The sequence below is a fragment of the Simiaoa sp. genome, assembly GCF_051972595.1.
Taxonomy (GTDB): domain Bacteria; phylum Bacillota; class Clostridia; order Lachnospirales; family Lachnospiraceae; genus Acetatifactor; species Acetatifactor hominis.
Map to the genome: position 1 here is coordinate 1 of NZ_JBOKRY010000005.1, position 24054 is coordinate 24054.

General features: G+C 48.7%; 19 protein-coding genes, 2 tRNA genes and 1 other RNA gene. All 22 read right to left on the reverse strand.

All coding sequences use genetic code 11. The features are described from left to right. Positions 1-119: 119 nt before the first annotated feature. Complete coding sequence (locus ACTRDR_RS02800) at positions 120-2546, reverse strand: sensor histidine kinase (RefSeq protein WP_440526076.1); 2427 nt, start codon at positions 2544-2546, stop codon at positions 120-122. A 48-nt stretch (positions 2547-2594) separates the two neighbouring features. Next, positions 2595-3287: a response regulator transcription factor gene (locus tag ACTRDR_RS02805; RefSeq protein WP_440526077.1), complete on the reverse strand. Its 693-nt coding sequence runs from the start codon at positions 3285-3287 to the stop codon at positions 2595-2597. Positions 3288-3559: 272 nt separating this feature from the next. Then, positions 3560-4513, reverse strand: a complete 954-nt coding sequence (locus tag ACTRDR_RS02810; protein ID WP_440526078.1) for a putative ABC transporter permease — start codon at positions 4511-4513, stop codon at positions 3560-3562. 85 nt (positions 4514-4598) lie between these two features. After that, the gene (locus tag ACTRDR_RS02815; RefSeq protein WP_440526079.1) at positions 4599-5369 is read right to left on the reverse strand and encodes a YlmH/Sll1252 family protein; all 771 of its coding nucleotides are present in this window, start codon (positions 5367-5369) and stop codon (positions 4599-4601) included. 58 nt (positions 5370-5427) lie between these two features. Then, a complete protein-coding gene (locus ACTRDR_RS02820; RefSeq protein WP_440526165.1) occupies positions 5428-6204 on the reverse strand; it encodes a ZIP family metal transporter in 777 nt (258 codons plus the stop codon). A 108-nt stretch (positions 6205-6312) separates the two neighbouring features. Continuing rightward, on the reverse strand, positions 6313-7587 hold the full coding sequence (locus ACTRDR_RS02825) for a hypothetical protein (protein ID WP_440526080.1): 1275 nt from the start codon (positions 7585-7587) through the stop codon (positions 6313-6315). A gap of 14 nt (positions 7588-7601) precedes the next feature. Next, positions 7602-8534, reverse strand: a complete 933-nt coding sequence (locus tag ACTRDR_RS02830; RefSeq protein ID WP_176864347.1) for a TIGR03943 family putative permease subunit — start codon at positions 8532-8534, stop codon at positions 7602-7604. A 62-nt stretch (positions 8535-8596) separates the two neighbouring features. Then, entirely contained in the window at positions 8597-9838 is a 1242-nt protein-coding gene (locus ACTRDR_RS02835; RefSeq protein WP_440526081.1) for a GTP-binding protein, read from the reverse strand. A 56-nt stretch (positions 9839-9894) separates the two neighbouring features. Beyond that, a complete protein-coding gene (locus tag ACTRDR_RS02840) occupies positions 9895-10635 on the reverse strand; it encodes a S1 family peptidase (protein ID WP_440526082.1) in 741 nt (246 codons plus the stop codon). Between the two features lie 110 nt (positions 10636-10745). Then, an RNA gene (gene rnpB, locus ACTRDR_RS02845) (RNase P RNA component class A) lies at positions 10746-11084 on the reverse strand. 44 nt (positions 11085-11128) lie between these two features. Next, entirely contained in the window at positions 11129-12736 is a 1608-nt protein-coding gene (locus tag ACTRDR_RS02850; protein ID WP_440526083.1) for a hypothetical protein, read from the reverse strand. Between the two features lie 175 nt (positions 12737-12911). After that, the gene (locus tag ACTRDR_RS02855) at positions 12912-14567 is read right to left on the reverse strand and encodes a nucleoside kinase (protein WP_440526084.1); all 1656 of its coding nucleotides are present in this window, start codon (positions 14565-14567) and stop codon (positions 12912-12914) included. Between the two features lie 47 nt (positions 14568-14614). Continuing rightward, the gene (locus ACTRDR_RS02860) at positions 14615-15400 is read right to left on the reverse strand and encodes a class I SAM-dependent methyltransferase (protein WP_440526085.1); all 786 of its coding nucleotides are present in this window, start codon (positions 15398-15400) and stop codon (positions 14615-14617) included. Further along, positions 15400-16512 (reverse strand): RNA polymerase sigma factor RpoD, encoded by a 1113-nt coding sequence (gene rpoD / locus ACTRDR_RS02865; RefSeq protein WP_178004070.1) that lies wholly within the window; start codon positions 16510-16512, stop codon positions 15400-15402. The genes ACTRDR_RS02860 and rpoD overlap by 1 nt, the downstream gene beginning before the upstream one ends. An 81-nt stretch (positions 16513-16593) precedes the next feature. Further along, positions 16594-18366: a DNA primase gene (gene dnaG / locus ACTRDR_RS02870; RefSeq protein WP_440526086.1), complete on the reverse strand. Its 1773-nt coding sequence runs from the start codon at positions 18364-18366 to the stop codon at positions 16594-16596. A gap of 27 nt (positions 18367-18393) precedes the next feature. Beyond that, on the reverse strand, positions 18394-19398 hold the full coding sequence (locus ACTRDR_RS02875) for a deoxyguanosinetriphosphate triphosphohydrolase (RefSeq protein WP_440526087.1): 1005 nt from the start codon (positions 19396-19398) through the stop codon (positions 18394-18396). Positions 19399-19467: 69 nt separating this feature from the next. Further along, positions 19468-20376: an alpha/beta hydrolase gene (locus ACTRDR_RS02880; RefSeq protein WP_440526088.1), complete on the reverse strand. Its 909-nt coding sequence runs from the start codon at positions 20374-20376 to the stop codon at positions 19468-19470. Between the two features lie 79 nt (positions 20377-20455). Next, on the reverse strand, positions 20456-21160 hold the full coding sequence (locus ACTRDR_RS02885) for a DUF6320 domain-containing protein (protein WP_440526089.1): 705 nt from the start codon (positions 21158-21160) through the stop codon (positions 20456-20458). A 26-nt stretch (positions 21161-21186) separates the two neighbouring features. Next, positions 21187-22503 (reverse strand): alcohol acetyltransferase, encoded by a 1317-nt coding sequence (locus ACTRDR_RS02890; protein WP_440526090.1) that lies wholly within the window; start codon positions 22501-22503, stop codon positions 21187-21189. Between the two features lie 290 nt (positions 22504-22793). Next, positions 22794-22877: transfer RNA gene (locus tag ACTRDR_RS02895), tRNA-Leu, on the reverse strand. A 138-nt stretch (positions 22878-23015) separates the two neighbouring features. Next, a tRNA-Leu gene (locus ACTRDR_RS02900) sits at positions 23016-23099 on the reverse strand. Between the two features lie 85 nt (positions 23100-23184). After that, complete coding sequence (gene fliD, locus ACTRDR_RS02905) at positions 23185-23955, reverse strand: flagellar filament capping protein FliD (RefSeq protein WP_440526091.1); 771 nt, start codon at positions 23953-23955, stop codon at positions 23185-23187. Positions 23956-24054: the final 99 nt, after the last annotated feature.

The window sequence follows — 24054 nt, forward strand, 5'->3', positions numbered from 1 at the left end:
GTCTAAGAATAATCTTTCTTTTCTGTTTTGTCAATACTATTTTTAGAAAATTTGTAATTATTCAGAGTCAGATTAATTTTCTCAGAGTTTCGTCGAGTGCTCGTATTCGTAAAAACAGTTTACATCGTCTCAGGCAGTGTGATCACCACCTTGAACAGGTCACCGTCCGTGACGATCTCCATATCGCCCTTCTGCAGCTCCGTCAGGCTCTTGGCAATGGACAGTCCCAGTCCGTTGCCCTCCATATGGCGGGATCTGTCCCCCCTGGTGAACCGCTCTTCCAGTTCCTCTGGTGACATCTCCAGCGGATATGCCGACATATTCCGGAAAATAATTCTGATATTCTGGCTGTCATGCTCTACATTCAGGTAAACACGGCTGCCCTCCTGGGCATATTTGTAAATATTGTTTAACAGATTGTCGAACACCCTCCACAGATGTCTGCCGTCCGCCATGACCTTCACAGTCTCCTCCGGCTGTTTTACGATGGTCTCCAGCTTTTTTTCAGCAAAGCGCTGCTCGTATTCCCCCACCGCCTGTGACAGCAGTACCGACACATCACAGACCTCCGGATGGACCTCCAGATTGCCGGTGGTAGCTTTGGATGCCTCCAACAGATCATCCAGCAGCTTTTTCAGCTTCCTAGACTGACGCAGCAGCACCTCGGCATACTCCGATATATGCTGTTCTCTCTCCTGTGCAGTCTCTGTACCGGCACCGTCTCCGGTATCCTTCGCATCGCCGGACACTTCTTTTCCGATGAGATCCGCATAATTGATAATGGAAGTCAATGGGGTCTTGATGTCATGGGACACATTCGTGATCAGCTCCGTCTTCAGATGTTCACTCTTCATCCTCTGCTCCACGGCTGCGGAAATCCCCTCGCCGATGCGGTTCAGGTTCTCTCCGTGCTCCTTGAAGGACAATACCATATGGGAGGTATCCAGCTTATAATTCAGATCTCCGTCCGCCAATGCTTCACTGCCCTCCTGCAGCTCTTTGCACATCAATGCCACAAAAGTAATCGCACCGCACAGAATAAATTTCTCTATGGCCCAGAAAAAGAGTAATACACCTGTATCGTGATAAAACATCATCAGTCCTAAAAACTCTGCAAGGCAAATCATAAGACACAGAAGTACTGTCCGCCATACCATAGGAATCCCACGGAGCAATTTCACAATACCACGGAAAACTCCCTTGCAGAATCTTCCGAAGAACCGGAACACTCTGTACAGGATCGTATTCTGCCACCATTTTCCCATTTTCAGGCGGATAGCCAGTTCCATGAAGTACAGGGTACACCATATCACCTCTGCTGCAAACAGTACCACCAGCACGATCAGATTGATCATATTTGACAGGTTCACACCCATCCATTCCATTGCCAGGTACAGACCGGTAAAAGCTCCAATGGCAACGACCACTGTATACACATCCAGGTGGATCTCATGGATCGCACTGGGAGTAATACCCTCCCTGCCATTCTTATGTCCGGCACTGCACAGCAGGAAAATAAAGCATAATAATGCCAGTACCGTTCCCACACAGCATACCACCGGGATCACATTCCGGTTATCATAAAGCTGCTCCGCCTGATGATAGATCAGGGCATATTCATCTTCCTTCGGCAGGCTGGAATTCACTGTCAGGATAACCACAATACGCTTGTTACGCTCTGCTAATGCTTCCTCAGCAGCCTCTTCCTGCAGCCGTTCTGTCTCACTTAAGGCATCCTTGATCATCCATTTGGCATATTGTTCCGCCCGTTCAACCGGCACATAGGTCTCTCCACCTAAGGATACGCTGTCCCCCAGATCCAGATATTTCTCCAGATTGCCGGAGGTTAGGGCTTCCTGCTCCGCTGCCGTTATGCTTTCCACGTCAGCCCCGGTATCGACAGATGGCGCAAGTTCCATGATATCAGAGCTTTCAGAGCTTCCATAACTTTCATAGCCATCAGAGGCAGAGGAAGTTTCTGTGTTGATATAGGTGTTATCATTCCTATGCTGCACCTGGGACTCCAGCCGGTAAGTCAGATCATTTGTCTTGTCTACATAATCCTCGTTCTTCCATTCTCCCAGGAATTCATCCGTATCCAGATCGTAGCTCTCCACCTTTACCCAGATGTTCCGCTGCCTACAATAAGCTTCCATGGTCTGCAAGCTCTCATTTTCATACCAGTCGCGTATCCGATACAGATCCTGATTGACCTGCCGGTACAACAGCTGATCATGGATAAACATCATTTTACCGGAGGAATACGCTCCACTATCTGCAAGCATGCAGGTACCATAGAGTCCCAACACCCCCACAATTGCGGCAGCGATCATCAGAACAAATGCCACGACTTTGGCCAGTGTGCTGCCCATCAGGCTGTTTCCTTGTGCCGATGCTTTCTTTTTTTTCTCGGCTTTTTCTCTTTTTTTCCGTTCTCTTTTATTCTCTGATAATGCCGGTTCTACCGTCGTACTCACTGTATTTTCCACCGGATCATCCACTCTGTCCTGTTCTGTGTTCCTGCTGTTTTCTTCCATGTTATCCATATTCCTGTCTCCTTATTTCCCCAAGCTGCTCCGCTCTCCTGCCTGCTCTTATCCCTGCTTCTCACACTTGTAACCCTGTCCCCAGACCACCTTCAGATATCTGGGTTCCGCCGGGTTGATCTCTAACTTTTCCCGCAAATGCCGGATATGCACTGCCACTGTATTCTCGCTGCCAAGCGGCAGATCATTCCAGATCTTCACATAAATCTCTCTCGGAGAAAATACCTGCCCCGGATTCTGCATCAACAGCTTTAAAATATCATATTCCGTAGGAGTCAGTGCTACCGGCTCACCATCCAGCGTCACCCGTTTCTCCTTGTCATCCAGTTCAATTCCTCCGACTTTGATCACATCCGGCCGCACACTTCCGCCCCCCAGCTGCATATAACGCCGCAGCTGGGATTTCACCCTGGCGGAGACTTCGATGGGATTAAACGGCTTCGTGATATAGTCATCCGCTCCTACCGTAAGTCCCAGCACCTTGTCGGAATCCTCACCCTTGGCTGTCAGCAGGATCACCGGAACATTACTCTTCTCCCGGATCCTGATCATTGCCTGTATGCCGTCCAGCTTCGGCATCATAATATCCATCAGTACCAGATGCACCTCATTCGTCTCTACCATATGTACGGCTTCCTCACCGTCAAAAGCCTCTAAAAAATGATAATTGCTGTCATTCAAGTATATCTTTAACGCGTTTACGATATCCTTCTCATCATCACAGATCAATATATTGTACATACTCTCCCTCATTTCTGTGCCGGTGGCTGCAGCCCGGACACTTCCTGCGCAAGGAGCCCTTACGCTGACGGGCATCTGCTTTGTCCGCAGATGTCCCGTTGATGAATTAATTGTAACAGATTAACGATTAATAAAAAACAGGAAAAACCTTTAAGATTTGTTTAAGGATGGCAGTTGCAGAATGTATTTTACAACAGAAAAGCCGTTCACTTCCCGGTAGAGAAAGTGATCGGCTCCAGACTTCGTTGTTACGTATTCTGTATTATTCTGTATTAATTTTTCTTGCTGGAATGCTGTTTTAATTCTTCCAGGGCTTCCTTGAATTTCTCAGAACTCATGGTAGGGTTGGAACGGATCATGTCACGCTGGAAGAAATCGCGTAGGCTGCTGACATTCTCTCTGTCTGCCACGCTTCTGGTGTACTTCTGCCGCAACTCGGCGACCTCGTTCTTCACGCTTTCCAGATACTGGTTGGGAGATTTCTGTGCGGAAGTGCGGAAGCTCTCCAGCTTGCCCTCAATGTTGGACTTCAGATCCTCCACTCTAGTGGTAATACTTGCGGTAAAGTCTTCCTTCTTCTGCGCCAGGCTCTCACTGAAGTCTTCCTTACGGTTCTCCAGATCCTCACTGGTCACAGCAATAATAACATCCAGCCGTTTCTGGATACGAAGCATATCTTCCTTGGCCTTCTCCATTTTCTCCAGTATGTCCCGCAGATCCAGGGCTGCCTTGAAGGACAACGCGAAATCCGCACCGATCAGCGCCGTCAGCACCAGTGTCACCGGAGTGAGGATGCTGTCCGGAATGGACAACACCAGATGTTCAATGGGCTTATGGATAAACTCCGTCATCAGGATCGTCAGACCACCCCATGCCAGCGAGGACCCCAGGCAGATATGTCCCTGGAAATTGAACTTATTCTTGGAATAATCCCAGTATCTGACTTTAAATAATGCCTCCATGGTCACGCCTGTGACATACTCTAACACCGTGGCTCCAATACATCCGGCGATGTAGACCAGCACCAGATTGTCCTGGAATGGCATGGACACCACTAACATCATGATGGCACCGCTGCCGTACAACGGCAGGAAAGGTCCACGCATGAACCCCCTATTAACTAATTTCCTGCTCTTTATGGATACATATGTGGATTCAAAACACCAACCGAAAAAGCAGTAAAAATAAAAGAAAAATAACCATTGAATCGCAGTATAATGATACACTGTTTAACCTCCTTTTGTTCTTCGGTTTTTCCTTACAAGCAAGGTAACTGTCATCTCATGACCGAACCGCTACGGAAATACTTCCCTACGGATATACCTCCGCCTCTATGGCAAGCTTCCCCTTCCTCGTGGCATGGGGCTCACCGCTTATGCGGAATTTACCGTAGCCTCTGGCATTTACCACATCCCCCGCCTCCAGGGGCTTGGAATTATTTTCACAAAGCCTGCCGTTCACATATACCTTTCCCGCCCGGAACAGTTCCAGACAGTCACTTCGGGATTTATTATATACCTTGGCAATGACAGCATCAACACGTGGGCTTGCCACCTGAATGACCTGTTTTAACGTATCTTCCTGCGCAACTTCTGCCGCCGCATCCACCACCTCACACCTCACATGCGTATGTCGGATCTGCTCCAGATTATCACAGATAAATTCCGCAATGGTATCCAGACAGAACAAAAAAGCTTCGCCCTCTCCCGGCAGAATATCGCCGATGGTGCTGCGTTCAATACCCAGGTTCATCAGTGCCCCCAGATAATCCCTGTGGGACAGCTTGTCTGCAAATTTCGCGGATAGAGGTCTGATCCGGATACAGCAGATGGGAAAGGGCTGTTCATAGCCCAGCTCCGCCTCACTGCCAAAGCGAAGTATCTTCCGCTCTGCCTCTTCCCTGCCGCCGTATAAGGTGATCCCTGCGAACTTCACTTCCCGTTCCACCTGCCATAGGGCATCCTGCTCCGCCAGTCCTAAGAATCCGGTAAAGGTGTACTGGTTCTGGTTGTAGGATTTGTCTGCCAGTTCACGGATCCGGTTTTTCAGCTGTTGTATTTCTTTTTCATTTTCCACGGACATTCCCGTACGCCCTTCCTACTGTTCTTACTTTGCTTTTGCAAATGTTACCCTGTTCACATTATCCCAGTGCCACATCCAACATCATCATCAATGCAAAACCAATCGCAAAGGCAATGGTTCCCAGGTTGGAATGTTCTCCCTCACTGGCTTCCGGAATGAGCTCCTCCACGACCACATAGATCATGGCGCCTGCAGCAAATGCCAGCATATACGGAAGGATCGGTGTCACAATACTTGCCAGTGCAATGGCAAGTATTGCGCCCACCGGTTCCACCGCTCCGGACAACACGCCCAGTGCGAAGGATTTGCTCCGCTTGTTGCCCTCACTGCGAAGGGGCAGGGAGATAATAGCTCCCTCCGGGAAATTCTGAATGGCAATACCGATAGCCAGCGTCAGGGCGCCTGCCATGGTAACCGTTCCGTCACCACTCAGCACGCCGGCAAAAATAGCACCACACGCCGCACCCTCGGGGAAATTATGAATGGTCACAGCCAACATCAGCATAGCCGTACGGTTCAGGCTGCTCTTATGTCCCTCCGGAGCCTCACTGCCCACATGCAGATGAGGCACCAGACTATCGATGAACAACAAAAAAACAATACCGATCAAAAAGCCGGTCATTGCGGGAAGAAATGCAAGCTTTCCCATCTCTTCACACATATCCATGGCAGGTATCAGTAAAGACCACACCGAAGCCGCTACCATGACACCGGCAGCGAATCCGGTAAATATTCTCTGTATATTGCCGCCAATCTGCTTTTTCAGGAAAAAGACGCAGGCTGCCCCTGCAGTCGTCCCCAAAAAAGGAATCAGAAGACCGGCTACTATACTCATACTCATGAAACACTCTCCTTTCTCATATTATCTTATGTAACTTTTGCATTTTTCGTATCTTGTCTGTCACAATTAGTTTTCTGCATACTCTGCCTTACACCCCGACATCTAAAACCCGGCCAGATCATTCCCCATGACAGCATACATCAGGAAATTCACACCACACACCAGATGGTAGAAAAATACCGCGATCTCTCCGATCACGAAGATCACCTTCCAGCTCTTCCACCATTCCCGGATATTTTTCACCATAACGATCAGTGTCATCAGGAATACGAAAAACATGCCGTGCATATATCCCCAGGAAAAGTTCGCATGCATCATGCGGAAGCCCTTTTCATAGAAGACTAAGAACATCAAAGTTGCTGCAAGATAATTTAACCATGCAAACCAGTAATACCAGTTCTGCTTTATACTTTTCAGATCAAACAGCAGATTTAAGCAAAGAACGCCTATGGGCAATGCCATCCCCATAATAATACTCAACGGGATACTTTTGGAATAATTACTCCATACTTTAGCGAAACCGATGGCGATCCCGGTCTCCTCTCCCATAGCATTCGTCCCGGTAAAGATCCCGGAGAACTGATACAGCAGGGCTATCCCCGTAGGTATCATGGTCACGCACAGACGAAACGCATTGCGAAAACTTTTCCCACGGCTTACGATCAGCTGCACCAGCAGGATCAGACCGATCAGAGGCACCACCACCATAGTGAAGCTCGGTTTGGTCATGGTCGTCAGCAGGAGGCTGACTGCAAACAATGTACAGTTCTTCCACTGAAAATCCCTCTGATATTCCGACAATACCTTTACCGTCTCAAAAAAGCAGATAATCGCAAAGGGTCTGGTCGCCAGGTAAGTGGCATTCCAGAAAGGATTCGGTGTATAAATGCCCATGCAGCGGTATGCATAATCAAAACCAAAAAATGCCGTATTCTTGGGAGAATACAGATTCGACAGCAGAAACAGAGCAAACACAAGCAGTGTCACCGCAATATCGGTCATGACCTGCTTTTTATGTGACAAAGTTTCATAATGACTGCTTTTATGGATCTCACGGTTCATATAATACTTCGTGATGATCACTGCTGCCAGGTTAAAAAGCGCCGTGGTGACCGCCATTGCTGCCTTCGCTCCGATCAGCCATGCGGATAATCTGGCAGTCCAAAACAGGATCGGATACGGGAATTCATAATTTCCCGCAATGCCTGCCACCTTATTCACATAGTCCGGCATATCCGACTGGAATCCCGGCACCTGGTAGCATTCCATCCAGAACAGATATAACATGACCCCGGTATACAAAAACAGCAGGAAAAGAAATGTCACTTTTCCTGCTGTTGTCTCCCGCAGGTCGCTCTTTATGGGATTCTTTTTCATAGAGCTGATCCTTTCTAATTAAAACTGATCACGGGATCCTTGGGAGCCTTTGCCTTCTCCACGCTGATGGCATGAAGTACGGGGCCCTCTCCCTTATAGTCTGCGAAGTATTCTTTGGCAACCTTCGCTGTCACCTTGACCCATTCCTTCTGCTTCAGGTCTTTCGTGCCCGCATACTCACAGGCATAACCTAAGAATGCCATATCCTCGGCACAGCAGGTCATTGCCATGCGTCCCGGTACGAAATAACCGTCGGGGTATTCCTCGGGCTTTAATACCATGGCAAGAAACTGGATATTTTTACCCGCGTAACGCTCCAGATGATCCATGGAATCCAGATACCAGATGCCGTAGCCCTGGTTGTCCAGTACGATGGGATCCTGGTTCAGATCGTAGGGCAGATCCTCCTCGAAGATCTCGTCGATCTCACCGTTGGAGTCCTCAAAGATCACATCTGCGGCAGGATTGACTGCCTTGATGTTACGCTTGTATACGTTCAGATCCTTGATGCCGTCGCAGCGGTTGAAAATGATCATTTCGGACTTACGGATCATCTCTGCCAACAAAGACTTCATGTTGGTATAGTACATGGGGAAGGTGGAGCCGTCGATGGTCGTGATCTGCTGTTCCACTTTCCAGTACCAGGGAAGCTTCATGTTCTTGAAGTTCCACATGCCGTTATACTCGATAATGATGCGGGCGGGCTTATACTGCTTCTCCAGTTCGATCAGATGATTCGGATTGAACTCCTCTTCCTCTTCGATCAGCACCACATCCGTACGGCTTTTTTTAAGCAGTGCGGGATCGTACTCATTCTCGCCCTCTTCGCAGAGGATGAGCAGGGTCCTGCCCTTGATCTGGAAATACGGCTGTCCTAACGTAAATGTGATAAATTCCGTCTTACCGCTCTCCAGAAACCCATTTATGATATAAACCGGTTTTGTCATAATTCATACCTTTCTCTATTTATCCTACTGTTCCTGCTACATGCAAAATATGTCCTGCCAACTTACTTGCGGAACAATTCTGCCAGCTTGTCCTCGTCCAGTTTGGAACCGATGACACATATCTTACCCGTGACTTCCGGCTTACCGCTTCTGATGTCATGTTCTTCGGGAACATAATCGTAATATACCCAGGTTCCGTCAGGAGCGGGTACCATACCCTTGGCACGCAGGATAGCACCGTACTCTCCGCTGTCCAGAGCGGTAAGGATCTTCTCGATGTCCTCTGCGCTGTAAGTGTTGGGTGTCTCAATACCCCAGCTGGTGAACACTTCGTCTGCATGATGGTGATGATGGTGGTCATGGTCATGACAACCGCAGGTGCAGTTCTCGTCATGTTCATGATGATGCTCATGGTCATGGTCTTCGTCATGATCGTGATGATGGTGATGCTCATGCTCGTCCTCATCATGGTCATGATGGTGGTGATGTTCGTGCTCGTCCTCATCATGGTCGTGATGATGGTGATGCTCGTGTTCGTCCTCATCGTCATCATCGTGATGATGTCCGCAGCAACACTCGTGATCATGGTCATCGTGATCATGGTCGTGATGATGATGTTCGTGGTCATGATCGTGACCGCAGCACTCATCCTCATCGTGATCGTCATGGATGTGCTCTAGCATTTCCTTCATCATATCTTCCAGCTTGTCAGCACCTTCGATGGTCCCTAGTACTTCCTTGCCGTCCAGCTGCGCTAACGGTGTGGTGATGATGGTTGCCTTGTCATTATGCTCACGGATCATCTCCACGCAGGCATTCAGCTTCGCCTGGTCTACCTTATCGGTTCTGCTTAAGATAATGGTTCCGGCGTATTCGATCTGGTTGCTGAAGAATTCGCCGAAGTTCTTCATATACATCTTGCACTTGGATGCATCTACCACTGCTACTGCACTGTTGATCTCCACATCCAGGTCACCTGCCACATTCTCCACAGCCTTCAGGACATCGGACAGCTTGCCGACACCGGAGGGCTCGATCAGAATACGCTCGGGAGCGTAGGTGCTGATAACTTCCTTCAGGGAAGTACCGAAGTCGCCTACCAGAGAGCAACAGATACAACCGGAATTCATCTCCTTGATCTCGATACCGGCTTCTTTTAAAAATCCGCCGTCGATACCGATCTCACCGAATTCATTCTCGATCAGAACGGTCTTACTGCCGTCCAATGCTTCCTTTAATAACTTTTTGATCAGGGTGGTCTTACCGGCACCCAGGAAACCGGATACTACATCTATTTTCGTCATTGTGTTTTCCTCCAATCTGGGCTTAAAAACCCATCCTTTTTATTTTCTATCATATTTCACGGATTGTCAAGTCCTGCCCGCTCGCTCTCAATGATACTGTAAGGAACCACAGCCACTTTTCCTTCTTCATCCGCGCCGCACAGGATCCCTAAGAATACTCCGTCCTCCGTGAAGGCACCTCCGCCCGACATTCCGGGCTCCATCAGTCCCTGCAGCAGAAGCATGTACTGTGTAAAATCCTCCACATAAATCCAGGGCTCCACCACAAAAGCATAGACCGGCTGCCCCGAAGTGCCGCCATACATCCATACATCCTCATAGACTTCCAGCGCATCAAAGGCGTTCCGGTCCGTATCTGCCACAAGGCAGGATTCCCACGTACTTTCCGTAAGGTCTGCCTTATCCACCCATAGAAATGCCAGATCACAGTTCTTAGCTTTCACGATGCCGGAAGCTGCGACGACCGTTTCATCGGGAAAAGTCACCAGAAGCTCACCGGTATCATGCTCCAGCACATGCCCTGCCGTCACGATCAGCATAGACTCCTCATTCTCATCATAGATCACACCACTGCCTTGCAGATCACCTGCCCGGACACCCACCAGAGACTGAAATACCCGCAGATCCGTCTCCGTCAGCTTCTGCGGGATCTCCTCCGGGATCTCGAACTTAGTGATATCCGGCAGAATTCCTTCCTCCGTATAAGAAGCACTTTCTGTTTCTTCGGCAGTCGCAGTATCCTGCTGCTTTGCCCCACAGCCCGTAAGCAGCAGTGCGCAGCTCACAATAAGGCTCATACCGATCCTGCTAATAAGAAATTTTCTCATTTATGATTTTCCTCTACGCATGTTACCGTTTCCTATAACCAAACAGCGGACCGCATTACGCAGTCCGCCATTCCTCGAGAAATGTAAGCAAAAAATAAGCCGAGTTCTGTATATGACGATCATCTATCTAGTACGACTGTCACCAGCCGCATCAAGCGACCTACCTGAAAGCAGACCGGGCCGGTCTATCGCTCTCTATTTGGTCTTGCTTCGGATGGGGTTTACATGGCTCCGTCTGTTACCAGCCGGACGGTAGTCTCTTACACTGCCTTTCCACCCTTACCGGCATAAAGCCGGCGGTATATTTCTGTTGCACTAGCCTTGGAGTCACCTCCACCAGACGTTATCTGGCATCCTGCCCTGTGAAGCCCGGACTTTCCTCACCTGCATAAAGCAGCCGCGATCATCTATTTTACTTACACTTGTTCGATTATATCTTTTCCCCGGCAAAAAAGCAAGCAGTTTATGCCACCCGGCGTAACTCTGTCCCTTTTTTCCGCTCTCCTGTCTGCTTTCTGTTGCCCAAAACGTTTCTAAGACTCCGGATCATCTGACAATATCCGGTGACTGCCATCGGATACATAACCACATAATAAGGAAAAATATAGCGTGCCTTGGCTTCCCACAGGATACTGAATAAAAAGCCTCCGATCAACGTCACTGCCAGCATATGCTGCAACATATTTCCATCCTTTTTCACTGCGAAGCAGAAATAGAGAAGCATTCCAAAATACAGTAAAAATTGCATCTTGTCACAGATAAGAAATATCGGATAAAAAAGTTCTCCTCCCACCGTGATCTTCCCCGCAGTGCTGTCCGGATCCGGTCGGTACTCCTCCCTGAAATTCGTGGTAAAAAACAGGGACTGATACAACGGTTCATTCCACTGTGATAATATTTTTTCCCGGAAAAAGTTCCAGGTATACCCCGGGGATCCCGCAAAAGTATGTAATCTTTCACGGATATCTTCCCTCGTCTGCGCCTCCACACTGCCGGCATCCTGTCCCACTTCCTTATACAGTGTCAGCGGGTAATCATAATACCAGCCATATCTGCCCTGATTCTCCTGAAGTCCCATGGAAATCCATGAGGTCACCGGCAGGCCTGCACTGCGTTCGTAGCCAGAACGGACCTCGTACATTTTATAGATTCCCTGATAAGACAACAACGGAAGGATCACCACAAGTCCCGCAAAAAGACATGCCCATCGATCTCTCTGCACCACGCCCCACACTGCAAGTACCAGAGCAAGGGCAAGTAACAGGATCAGGAAATTTTTCCTTACCAGCATTCCCAAAACCGCCATCGGCAGTATACTGATCAGCCATCCTTTTTTCCTGCGGTTCCCATAACATAAAAGCATCCATCCCACTGCCAGGGAACAGAAAATGCTTAAGAGTTCTCCGTATACCCAGCTGGTATAAAAGATCAAGGGAAAGCAGGCTGCCATCAGCAGGCAATACAAGATCTGTTCTGCCCACTCTCCACCCAGCTCTCTCACAGTCAGATATCCCAGGATAACAATTCCGCCAAGGCAGAGAACATTGAGCTTCTGCCATTGATAGAATTCCGTGGTTCCGGTGATTTTGAAAAAAAGTTCCAGAATTGCCGTAAATCCCAGCTGATGCGGATAGATTCCGCAGTAGCCGTCCGGAAGTATGGAGCTGTAATTTCCCTCTGCAAAAGACAGTGCTGCTACATAGGCATACAGCTGATCTCCCTCCGGGGGACGTACGATGGCACTGATCCACCAGTGACCGGCGATGCACATCCATAAAGTCACCATTGTTAATAGACCTATGGATGACCACAGTAAAAACTTTGGTCGGTTACTTAACCGCCGTCCTGCCATGCGAAAGCCCGCGTATATGAGAAGAACTACAATCACACAAAAAAAGTTCTGCCCCATGGAATCCCTGATGTTCACCGGGAATTCTCCCACCGCCGGATCCATGTACTGCGTGTAGCGAAGCGCATACCAGGACAAGAACAGAAAAATCCCTGCCCCTGTCAGACGCACGACCCATACCGCTATGCTGTTGATAACATTGCCCGCCCTCTTCTTTGTCATTGGCCACTATCCCTTATACTAGTTTGTAAACTATTCAGAACCACATTCGCAAAATCGCATCTGACGATGCTTACTTTTTGCTCATGTGGTTACTTCGTCGCATCAATTCTGCCGCACAGTCTTACGAATGCAAGCATTCGACGCCTGTCAGCAGAATTGCGCTACTCTGAATAGTTTACACGTTGAAGCAGCTTCCGCCTACGAACTCTCTGCACAGAGAATTGTTCGGGAGGCTTTCGCTGGTCACACCCAGGAAATACTCTAAAAACTTTAACAGTCTCTTGGCTTCGTAATATTCCGGTTCTCCCTTGTCGATCTGGAACAGCAGCGGTTCTGCGAACTGCTTTAATACCGCCAGTTCATAGATCAGCACGGAATTGAACATCGCATCCGCATCCTCCTGGAACGGGAAGATGTTCTGCTCTTCGCCCCGGCGTACAGAAGCCCACATATCGATGGTGCGTCTCGCATCCGCACCTCTGGTCCTTGCATCTCTGACCATACGGCGGAGAAGTCTTCCGTCCGTAGTCGGGATCCGGTTATGCTCATCAATGTTAATATTGGTCAACGCACTGATATAGATCTTGTATTTACTCTCCTCGGGAAGCGCATAGGATGTCTTCTCATTCAGGCCGTGGATACCTTCGATGACCAGAATATCATCGGGTCCCAGCTGTTTGAAATTGCCCTTATACTCCCTTTTTCCGGTCTTGAAGTTAAAGGAAGGCAGTTCCACACGCTCGCCGGCCAACAGTCTGCACATGTCGTCATTGAACTGCTTTACATCGATTGCTTCCAGACATTCAAAATTATAGTCTCCGTTTTCATCCCTGGGGGTAAATTCTCTGTTTACAAAATAATCGTCCAGTCCGATGGGATGGGGCGTCTTGCCCAGCGTCTTTAACTGAATGGACAGTCTGTGGGAGAAGCTGGTCTTGCCGGAAGAGGAAGGTCCCGCGATCATAACGAACTTCACACCACCCCTGCCTGCGATATCCTTGGCAATCTCGCCGATCTTGCGCTCCTGCTCCGCTTCCTGTACCAGGATCAGCTCGCTTAGAGAGCCACGACAGATCTGGTCATTTAAGTCTCCTACGGTCTCGATGCCGATTTTTTTGCACCACTCTTCCGATTCCTTCAGTGTCCGGAACAGCATTTTCCGCTCCACAAAAGGTTTTACATTCGTGGGATCCAGCTTATCCGGCAGTAACAGCATAAAGCCCTCGTCATACGCGATGACATCAAACCATTTTACATAGCCTGCATTGGGCAGCATATAACCGTAATAATAATCATAATAGCCATCCATCTCATAGATGTTCACAAAAGAGCCTCTGCGGTAACGGAACAGCTTTTCCTTATCCTTCATGCCCTCTGTGTGAAACAGTTCCATGGCATTATCCAGTGCATAAGATCTTTTTAAAAAAGGTGTCTTTGCCGCCACCAGTTCCCGCATCCTGTCTTGGATCTTCGCAGCGTTGTCCGCAGTCGAAGCGATCTGTCCCCTGGGGGAGATATAGGATCCGTTGCCCACTGCGAACTCTACTCTGCAGTTCTGCGCCGCCTCTCTGCCATAGACATCAAATACGGCTTTCAAAAAAAGCATGGTGGCAGAGCGCACATAGGTCTTATTCCCCACGTTGTCTTTCAATGTAAAAAAGGTGATCTCACAATCCCTCGTCAGCTTTTTGAACAGTTCTCTGATCTTGCCGTCTCTTGCTGCCAGTGCGATCAGATTATCGTACTCCTTCTGGTAATCATTGGCTACATCTTCGTAGGTAGCCCCCTGAGGATATTGTCTCTCTTCACCGTTTACCTTCACTGTGATCATTTTTCTCACCCTGTCCTTTTGTAATCTCTTTTTGCAGGTCTTATTATCTAAATGCAATCCGGTTCCTTACCATTATCATACCACTCCAGTGCCCGGGTAAGCAGCGCGGTCTCCTCCGCGATCTCCTGTCTGCGCCGCATCGTTTTGGGATTCGCTGCATCCGCTTCTCTCTCCATCCGCTTCGCGATTTTTCTATGTTCCGCAAGCTGCCATTCTACATAATTCAAAAGCAGCGGACTCTTACGGGACAGCAGTATCGGACCAAACTGCCCGGTCAGCCCGGATGCAGCGTCATCCGCTTTCCAGGACTCTCGCACCTGTGCTCTCACCGCATTCTCCGACATCTCGCCCAGCCAGCGCACCTTCATCATAAAATAATATTTTCCTTCTTCGTAGATGATATTCTCATCCAACAGAAGATATCCCTCTTCCATCAGGAATGCCCGAAAATGTGGGATCTCCGACTGAGGCTGTAAGATCAGTTCCCGAAACTCTTTCGCCTGTTCTCTTCCTTCGGTAAGAATCTTCTCCATGAGAGGTCCACCCATGCCGGCGCAGATCATCCCGGCAGCCTCTCCGGTCTTCAGGCTGTGCAGACCGTCAGAAAGTCTTGTCTCTATCCTGTCCTCCAGTCCGTACTCCCTGATATGCTCTCTGGCATGTTCTAACGGTCCGGACCTTACATCCATGGCGATCACTCTCGGGCAAATGCCCTTCTGCACCAGATAGACAGATACAAAACCATGGTCACACCCCACATCTGTTATCACAGTGCCGGGAGTGACCATGTCTGTTAATGCCTGCATTCGATTGGATAATATAACTTCCGCCATTAATCCAGATAATCCTTCAGCTTGCGGCTGCGGCTGGGATGACGTAATTTTCTAAGTGCTTTTGCTTCGATCTGACGAATACGCTCACGGGTAACGTTGAATTCCTTACCCACTTCTTCCAGGGTGCGGGCACGTCCGTCATCCAGACCGAAACGAAGTCTGAGTACCTTCTGCTCTCTCTCTGTCAGAGTACCGAGCACCTCCACCAGCTGCTCTTTTAACAGAGTAAATGCTGCTGCATCGGAAGGAACGGGCACATTGTCGTCCTGAATAAAGTCACCTAAGTGGCTGTCTTCCTCTTCACCGATAGGAGTCTCTAAGGATACCGGCTCCTGGCTGATCTTTAAGATCTCACGCACTCTGTCTACCGGCATGTTCATCTCTGCTGCGATCTCTTCGGGAGTCGGTTCTCTTCCCAGCTCCTGCAGCAGCTGTCTGCTCACGCGGATCAATTTGTTGATGGTCTCTACCATATGCACGGGGATACGGATGGTTCTAGCCTGATCAGCAATGGCTCTGGTGATAGCCTGACGGATCCACCATGTCGCATAGGTGGAGAATTTATATCCCTTACGATAATCGAATTTCTCTACTGCCTTGATCAGACCTAAGTTACCTTCCTGGATCAGATCAAGGAACAGCATTCCACGACCCACATATCTCTTGGCAATGCTTACCACCAGACGTAAATTGGCCTCTGCCAGGCGCTTTTTCGCCTCCTGGTCGCCCTCTTCCATTCTCTGTGCCAGTTCGATCTCTTCCTCAGCACTTAACAGAGGAACCTTACCGATCTCCTTCAGATACATACGGACAGGATCCTCAATGCTGACGCCTTCCGGTACGGACAGATCAATGTTCTCCACATCCACTTCGTCCTCATCGGTCAGAATGATCTCTTCGTCATCCACATCATCGTCATCGGTAATCCGCAGTACATCTACGTTGTTCTGGTCCAGATACTCCAGAACTTTCTCCATCTGTTCCTCTTCCAGAGGCATGTCCGCGAAGAAGTCACTGATTTCCTGATACTCCAGCACATTCTTTTTCTTTTTTGCCATATTCAGGAGCTCTTTTATCTTCTCCGCAAATTTTGCCTGTGTGTTTTCATCCATTTTCGTGGTTCCATCCTTTCATTGCCATTATTTATAGCCATATTTCGTATTTTTTATAACTATCTGGAAACATAAATCCCATTATTCCAGGGAAATATGGGTCCTTTGTAATTCTTCCAGTGCTTTTTTGCCCTTCACTGCCTGCATGACTGCATTGACATCGTTTCCCAGATTGGTCATGCAATACTGGTAACTGTTGCGTTTGACGGCCAGTAGTATATCGTGAAAAGCTCTTTCTCTCTCCTGTCTTGTGGATAATTCGGGAAGTGTGGTGTGGAAAAGCTCCGCCGCCTGCCTCTGTTCCTCTTCATCCTCAAACATACTGATGATTCCCGCCGGCTGGAACTGTCCACTGTCTAACTCCGCGAACATTCTCTCTGCCACCTTCCGGTACAATTCCTCGGTAAAATCCTCCGGTGAAATATATTTCCGTACAATGGTATACAGGGAAGGATCATCGCTGATCCAGGTGATCAGAAGCCTTTGGGACCGCCTTCCGTTCTCCGCCGGATCGCTTTTATTCTGCACACCGCTTCTGGGACGCTGAATCGGCTTGGCTAATCCTGTCTGGGATGCATAGCCTACGACCATCTTCCGAAGGTCATCCGGGCGGATCATGTATTTCTCGGCGATCGCCTGCAGGTAATTCTCCCGTTCCAGGTCTTCCGAGAACTCACACAGCTTCTGTGCGATCTCTCTGTGGAACTTCGTCCTCTGTTCCGGGTCGCTCTGATCGTATTGTTCGCTTAAGATACGGATCTCGAAATAAAAACTGTTCTCCGCCTGATCGATGCGCTCCTGAAAAGCTTCTTTGCCCAGATTTTTAATAAATTCATCCGGGTCCTTGTAGGGCCGCATGTTGATGACCTTACCGGTAAGTCCCGCTTCTCTTAAGATGCCGATACCCCGAAGCGCTGCCTTGGTCCCGGCACCGTCGCTGTCGTAGGCTAACAGGATATTTTCCGCATAGCGGTGCAGGAGATTTGCCTGCTCCACCGTAAATGCCGTTCCCAGGGATGCCACTGCCTGAGTGAAGCCCGCCTGGTGCATGGCGATCACATCCATATAACCCTCGCACAGGATGATATTGCCTGTCCTGGCGGTTCTTGCGAAATTCAGTCCGTAGAGGTTCCGCCTCTTATCGAAGATCATGGTCTCCGGGGAGTTCAGGTATTTCGGTTCCCCATCTCCCATGACTCTGCCGCCGAAGCCGATGACTCTGTGGTTAATGTCCTGTATGGGGAACATGACACGATTCCAGAACTGACTGCGCAGTCCCCGCTGTTCGGAAAACATTGCCAGTCCGGAATCCTTGATCTCTTCGTCCGTAAATCCTTTTTTCCGCAGATACTGTACCACCTGCTCGCCGTTTTTCCCGGCATAGCCCAGTCCGAAATGGTGCATGGTCTCATCGGTGAGTTTTCGCTCTGTCAGATACCGCATTCCCACTTCACCACGGGGATCACGTAACATATAGTAAAAATATTTCGCCGCTTCTTTGTTAACTTCCAGCAGGCGCATGCGCTTGCCTGCCTTTTTCTTCTGTTCCGGCGTCTCCTCTACCTCGGGGAGCTTTACCCCGGCGCGGTCTGCCAGGATCTTGATTGCCTCCGGAAAAGTATCGTTTTCATACTTCATGAGAAACGTATATACATTTCCACTGGCATGGCATCCGAAGCAATAATACATCTGCTTATTGGACGACACCGAAAAAGAAGGTGTTTTTTCGTTATGAAAAGGACAGCAGCCCCAATAGTTGCTTCCCTTTTTTTTCAATGAGACATAGCCGGAGATCACATCCACGATGTCATTCCTGGCTCTGACTTCTTCTACCAGTTCTTCGGGGTAATACACGTTTTTAACTCCTATTTTGTCTTGTGCCTATCGCTGCCAGGACTTGGGTATGTAGATATCTTCATATACCGCAATGGCAAAACGGTCTGTCATAGCTCCCACATAATCGCAGACGACCTTTTCTCTGGGTTCTCCCACGGAGAGGAGGTTCAGATACTCTTCCGGCAGATCATCTAAATTTTTCAAGAAATGCTGGTACAAGGTCTCCATCAGCATTTCTGCTTTTCCTTCTTCGCTCTTTGCCACCGGATTCTTATAAACTCTCTCAAACATGAACTGTCTGATCTTCGTCATGGCATCCGCCACAGGCTCCGACATCAGAATATCATTTTTGTCCATGCTGTTAGTCACGATATCATGAATAAAATGATCCAGTCTCTCGGTTGGACTGCTGCCGATCACTTCACAGATCTCCTTAGGTACATCCGCTTCCGTGAGGATTCCTCCGCGGATAGCATCGTCCATATCGTGATGAATGTAGGCAATTTTATCGGAAAGTCTGACGATCTTGCCTTCCAGGGTGTGGGGTTTGCCGATGGTCTGGTGGTTTCTTATACCGTCACGCACCTCGTAGGTCAGATTCAGTCCCTTGCCGTCCTTCTCCAGGATATCCACCGTGCGGACACTCTGCTCGGCATGTTCAAATCCAAACGGGCATACTCTGTTTAACGCACGTTCCCCGGCATGTCCGAATGGCGTGTGCCCCAGATCATGTCCCAGTGCAATGGCTTCCACCAGGTCCTCATTCAGTTTCAGTGCCTTGGCTATGGTTCTGGCCGTCTGGGATACCTCCAGCGTATGCGTCAGTCTCGTGCGGTAATGATCGCCTTCGGGCGTTAAGAATACCTGTGTCTTATCCTTCAACCTGCGGAATGCCTTGCAATGGATAATACGGTCTCTGTCTCTCTGGAATACCGGACGGATATCACACTGTTCCTCCGGTCGCAGACGCCCTTTGGAGTTCACACTCAATGATGCATACGGACTTAAATAATCCTTTTCCCACTGTTCCAAGCTTTCTCTGATCGTCATAGTTCCTCCTGCCCCTACTTCTAATATTCTGTGCCTGTCCGAAAAATCCTTTTTATATCAAAAGATTTTTTATCTGCACACGGAATAGATGAATTCCGCGTTTTTATCCATCGCTTCGTTGGCTTTTTTGAAGGGTGACATCTGGAATACATGCCACATTCCCGGAAAACGGTCGATGTGGGCGGATACTCCGGCTTTGATGAGGTTCTTATATAACCGCAGGGAATCGTCTAACAGGATCTCATTCTCTCCCACCTGGATATATACGGGCGGGAATCCGTGAAAATCTCCGTACAGTGGGGAAATATAAGGATCCGTCAGATCCATGGCCGGTGCATAGGCCTTTGTCATGCGGTCAATATACTCCTTATCCAGTACCGGATCCAGTTCCGCTTTGGTCTGAAAAGTCTTGCCTTCGCCGGTGAGATCCGTCCATGGGGACATCAACACGATTCCCCTCGGAAGCAGACGCTCCTGCTCTTTTATTTTTAACACCAGAGAAAGTGCCAGGTTGCCTCCGGCGGAATCCCCGGTAACGATCACATCTCTGGCTCCGTATCCCAAAAGCATCAGATAATTCCAGGCTTTCATGGCATCCTCCGTAGCTGCCGGATAAGGATGTTCCGGCGCCAGGCGATAGTCAAAACACAATACATCCATGGAGGTCCCCGCTGCCAGTTTGGAAGTCAGGGTTCTGGCATAGACACTGCTGCCCGTGGAATATCCGCCACCGTGACAGTGCAGGATCACATATTTTTTCATATGGGCGCGGTTCACACTGACCCACTCCGCTTCCATACCTTCGATCTCCACCGGACGGTACTGCATTTCTCTGCTGTTCCCTAACAGTTCACCAATGTGATCCTGGGACTGTCTGTGTTTCTCCAGATCCGGATTCTCCACAAAACCGTGGACTCTGCGGATCAGCTGCATTAAATTCTGATTGTTCTTCTCACTGTTTTTTCCTACCAGTGCCATAAATTCCTCCTGTTAAAATATTTGATAACGATTCAGCACCTCAATTCGCAAAATCGCAGTTCATGGCTCTGAACAGTTATTAAAAATGCAATCTCCGACGTACCGCATTACGCAGTCTTCTTCGGGATAAAAGAGTTGCAATGGTAATATCCACGATCACGCAGACCGTCAGTACAATAGCTGACCAGCCAAGCATGATCTCCTGTCTTAAGTAACGATCGATCAGCAGTTCCAGTCCCACACACAAGACGGCGATTCCCGAGATCAGATACAACGCTCCCGTAAGGAAAGACATCGGAAGTCTCCGGATACATAAGGTCACCGCTTCCACCACCGCTGTCACCAACAGTACAATCGGAAGGCCCAGTCCATAGAACCAGCCGTTATGTCCCGTCAGATAAGTCAGCAGATACAGATATACGACCACTGCCACGCCGTCTAACAGAATCGACAGATAGATTGGCTGTCTCGTATAAATGACCACCGGGATCATGATCACCCACAGCACCAGAAATACTCCGATCACAGCTAAGGACCACAGGTTGCTTTGGAACACAAAAGCGTTCAGCAGGCCACAGGTGGCTGCAGTCGCCAGTACGATAACCGTCAGCAGCACCCCTAAGTCTTTTCTTTTTACCACTTCCACCTGCCCTTTTTCCTTTGGAAATGGAGACGGCTGCGTCGCAGGTTCCGGTGCTTTGGGGTTATAGACCGGGGTATCGCACAGCGGGCACTTTGTCGCCGAAGCGTCCAGTTCCACGCCGCAATTTACACAATATGACATAAGCATTTCCTTTCTAACCGGAAGAATTACCGGTTACTCTCAATTTTCACATGAATGCCATCCTGTACCAGCTTGCGGAAAAACAATCGTTCCACGTCCGTCTCGGCAATACTGCTGGCAAAATTGATGGTCAGGATATCTTCAAAGCTTGCAATGGCACAGTTCGTTCTCGTAGAAAAAGGCTGTCCCATATAAATATCAAACCGCTCAATATAGGGCTTCATAGTCTCCGGCACTTTTAATGCCCCCATGTTGGTCAGACCCGCCGAAGAGTTCTTATCCTGGATCTTCGTATAGAACTGCCGGACCACCAGATCCTTGATAAACAGCGGCACAATGCGGATGAAAGGATTCCTCTGGGTCTCCGCGTTGGTGGTGATGTCGCCCCGCAACAGCTTTTCATTCAGATAATAGCGCATATAGTTATGCACCTGCGTCACGATCTCCTCAAAAGTATACTCTCCCAGTCTCGGATCGACCCCCGGATAAATCATGGTGATAAAGTTCCGCAGGGTTTTCGACGGGAAAAAGCGCCGCAGATTCACCGGCATGGCAATCTTCACCGGGCGAAGTTTCAAGTGCCACTCGCTCTCCTGCTTCTGCATCAAGGCATAGAGTAACACAGCATTTAGATATTCCGTAATAGTGGCATTATAGCTTTTCGCCACTTTCATGACCTCCGCCACCGACATAATACCGTCTATGATATTCAGGGTGTAAAAAGGTTCCTTCGTCCCCCGGACGCGGTAAGTCTTCTCTCCCGGTCTGGGTGGACATACCTTGGCGTTGGCATATTTCATGTAGGCGTCTTCCAGTTCTCCCGGATCCGGTGTTCCTAAAATATCCAGCACAAAACCACCGTTTTCGATCTCCGCATGCCCTTTCAGGCGCAGATAGGTGGCCGTCAGAGTCTGTAACACACACATGCCTCCGGTACCGTCTCCAAGACTATGATGCGCCTCCAGTGCGATCCGGTTACGATAATAATAGATCCTTACCAGATAACGATTGTTGGCTTTAAAATACATGGGCTGGCAGGGATTTTTTACATCCTCCTGCACAAAAGGTCCCGGGCGGTCATTCGGCTCCAAGTATCTCCAGAATACCCCTTTCCGGATGGCTGCCTTATACGTGGGGAAACGGGGCATGGTCAGATTCACCGCACGCTGCAGCATCTCGGGATCGATTTCTTCCTTAAGCAGAACGGACAACCGGTACACCGAAGAAAAATCTCTTCGCTGCAAAGTAGGATATACGATAGCGGACAGATCCAGCTTGTACCAGTCCTTGCGCACTTTCGACGCTCTGTCTGTTTTTAGCCTGTCCCTTTTACTGGTTGCCATACTTTTCACCTCTTCCCTGATTTCTTATAATATTCTTATAGGATGATGTCGGGGTCAAAAGCCCCCGACTTTGATGCCTACGAATTGCTTCGTGCTACGCACTCTCACAATTCTACCCAATATTCGCATATCGTGGGATTATCATCCCACTTTTATGCTCATATCGGGGCGGGTCCTAAGGTCTTTCACCCACCTATGAGCAAGCTCATGTGGGCTTAGACCTTTTGACCCTGGCATCATAAGATTCCGAATACAACAAAGGCGGCAACCTTTCGGTCACCGCCATGTGATGCAGAAAGAGGGACTTGAACCCTCATGGTATCACTACCACACGGACCTGAACCGTGCGCGTCTGCCAATTCCGCCATTTCTGCGAACAAGATGTATCTTACAGTATTTTGTTATAAATGTCAACACTATTTTTCAAATAATTTGAAAAATAATCCCAAAAGTCCGGGAATAAGAATGTTGGGAAAAACAAAAGCGGTAATCTTATGATCACCGCTTTGCAATGCAGAAAGAGGGACTTGAACCCTCATGGTATCACTACCACACGGACCTGAACCGTGCGCGTCTGCCAATTCCGCCATTTCTGCGAACAAGTGTATCTTACACCACTCTGCGCCAAATGTCAACATTATTTTTCAAATAATTTAAAAAATATATAAAATAGTGAATATATTACATATAAGAGCTGAACAGGTTACCTGCATTATAAAGACCGGTATATCCTGCGCTTCCGGTGTACAGACTGCTTCTGGAAGATGCATGATCTGCTGCAAAATTGATCATGGAGCTCTGTGCGGATACACGGTAGCCGTAGGAGCCATTTCCCTGGAACAAATTCTTTACAGCAGACATATCCGCTTTCATAAAAGCATCCTTGTCCAGTGATAAGGTGCCGTCATTTTTCATGGTGATACCAATCTTCGCCAGCTGTTTACTGTTGGCAATGGTAGTGTTCCCAAGAGATTCCGCGCGGTTATTTACTGTGGTATCGCTCACATCATCCACAGCAGCCATCACGCTATTGTAATTTGTCACAAAGCTGTTCACCGCACTGTAGATTGCGTCAGTGTCGTACCCCTTGGCAGAAGTCTCTACACCGTTCTCATCCTTAGTGATGATGTCTTTCTGCGCGAACAGATCCTTTTTCCCGGTAGCCAACAATGCATCTGCGGATTCCTTCAGAGCATCTGTCGTGGTCTCAACCTTCGCCAGCGCCGTCTTCTGTGCCTCTGTGGAAGTCGTCCTGTTTGTTATATGGGAAGCTGCGGTCTTGCTATCGCCGCTGTCCTTGGCATAGTATGCCTTCATCAGCTTCCCGTAGCTGCCGTTCTTAATACTTGCATAATCTGCCAGCCAGTTGCCACTTAGCGCATTGGATGCAGAGGAACTCAGTCCGGAAAACAGAAAAGAATAATTCGTTTTTGCCTGAATATTAATACTCATCACAGTCACCTCCGTGTTAACTGTTTTGAATCAGCCTTTTGGCCATAAGCTCTTTGCTACTAATTACAGTATACTACTTACTTCGGATGATTCCAAGAT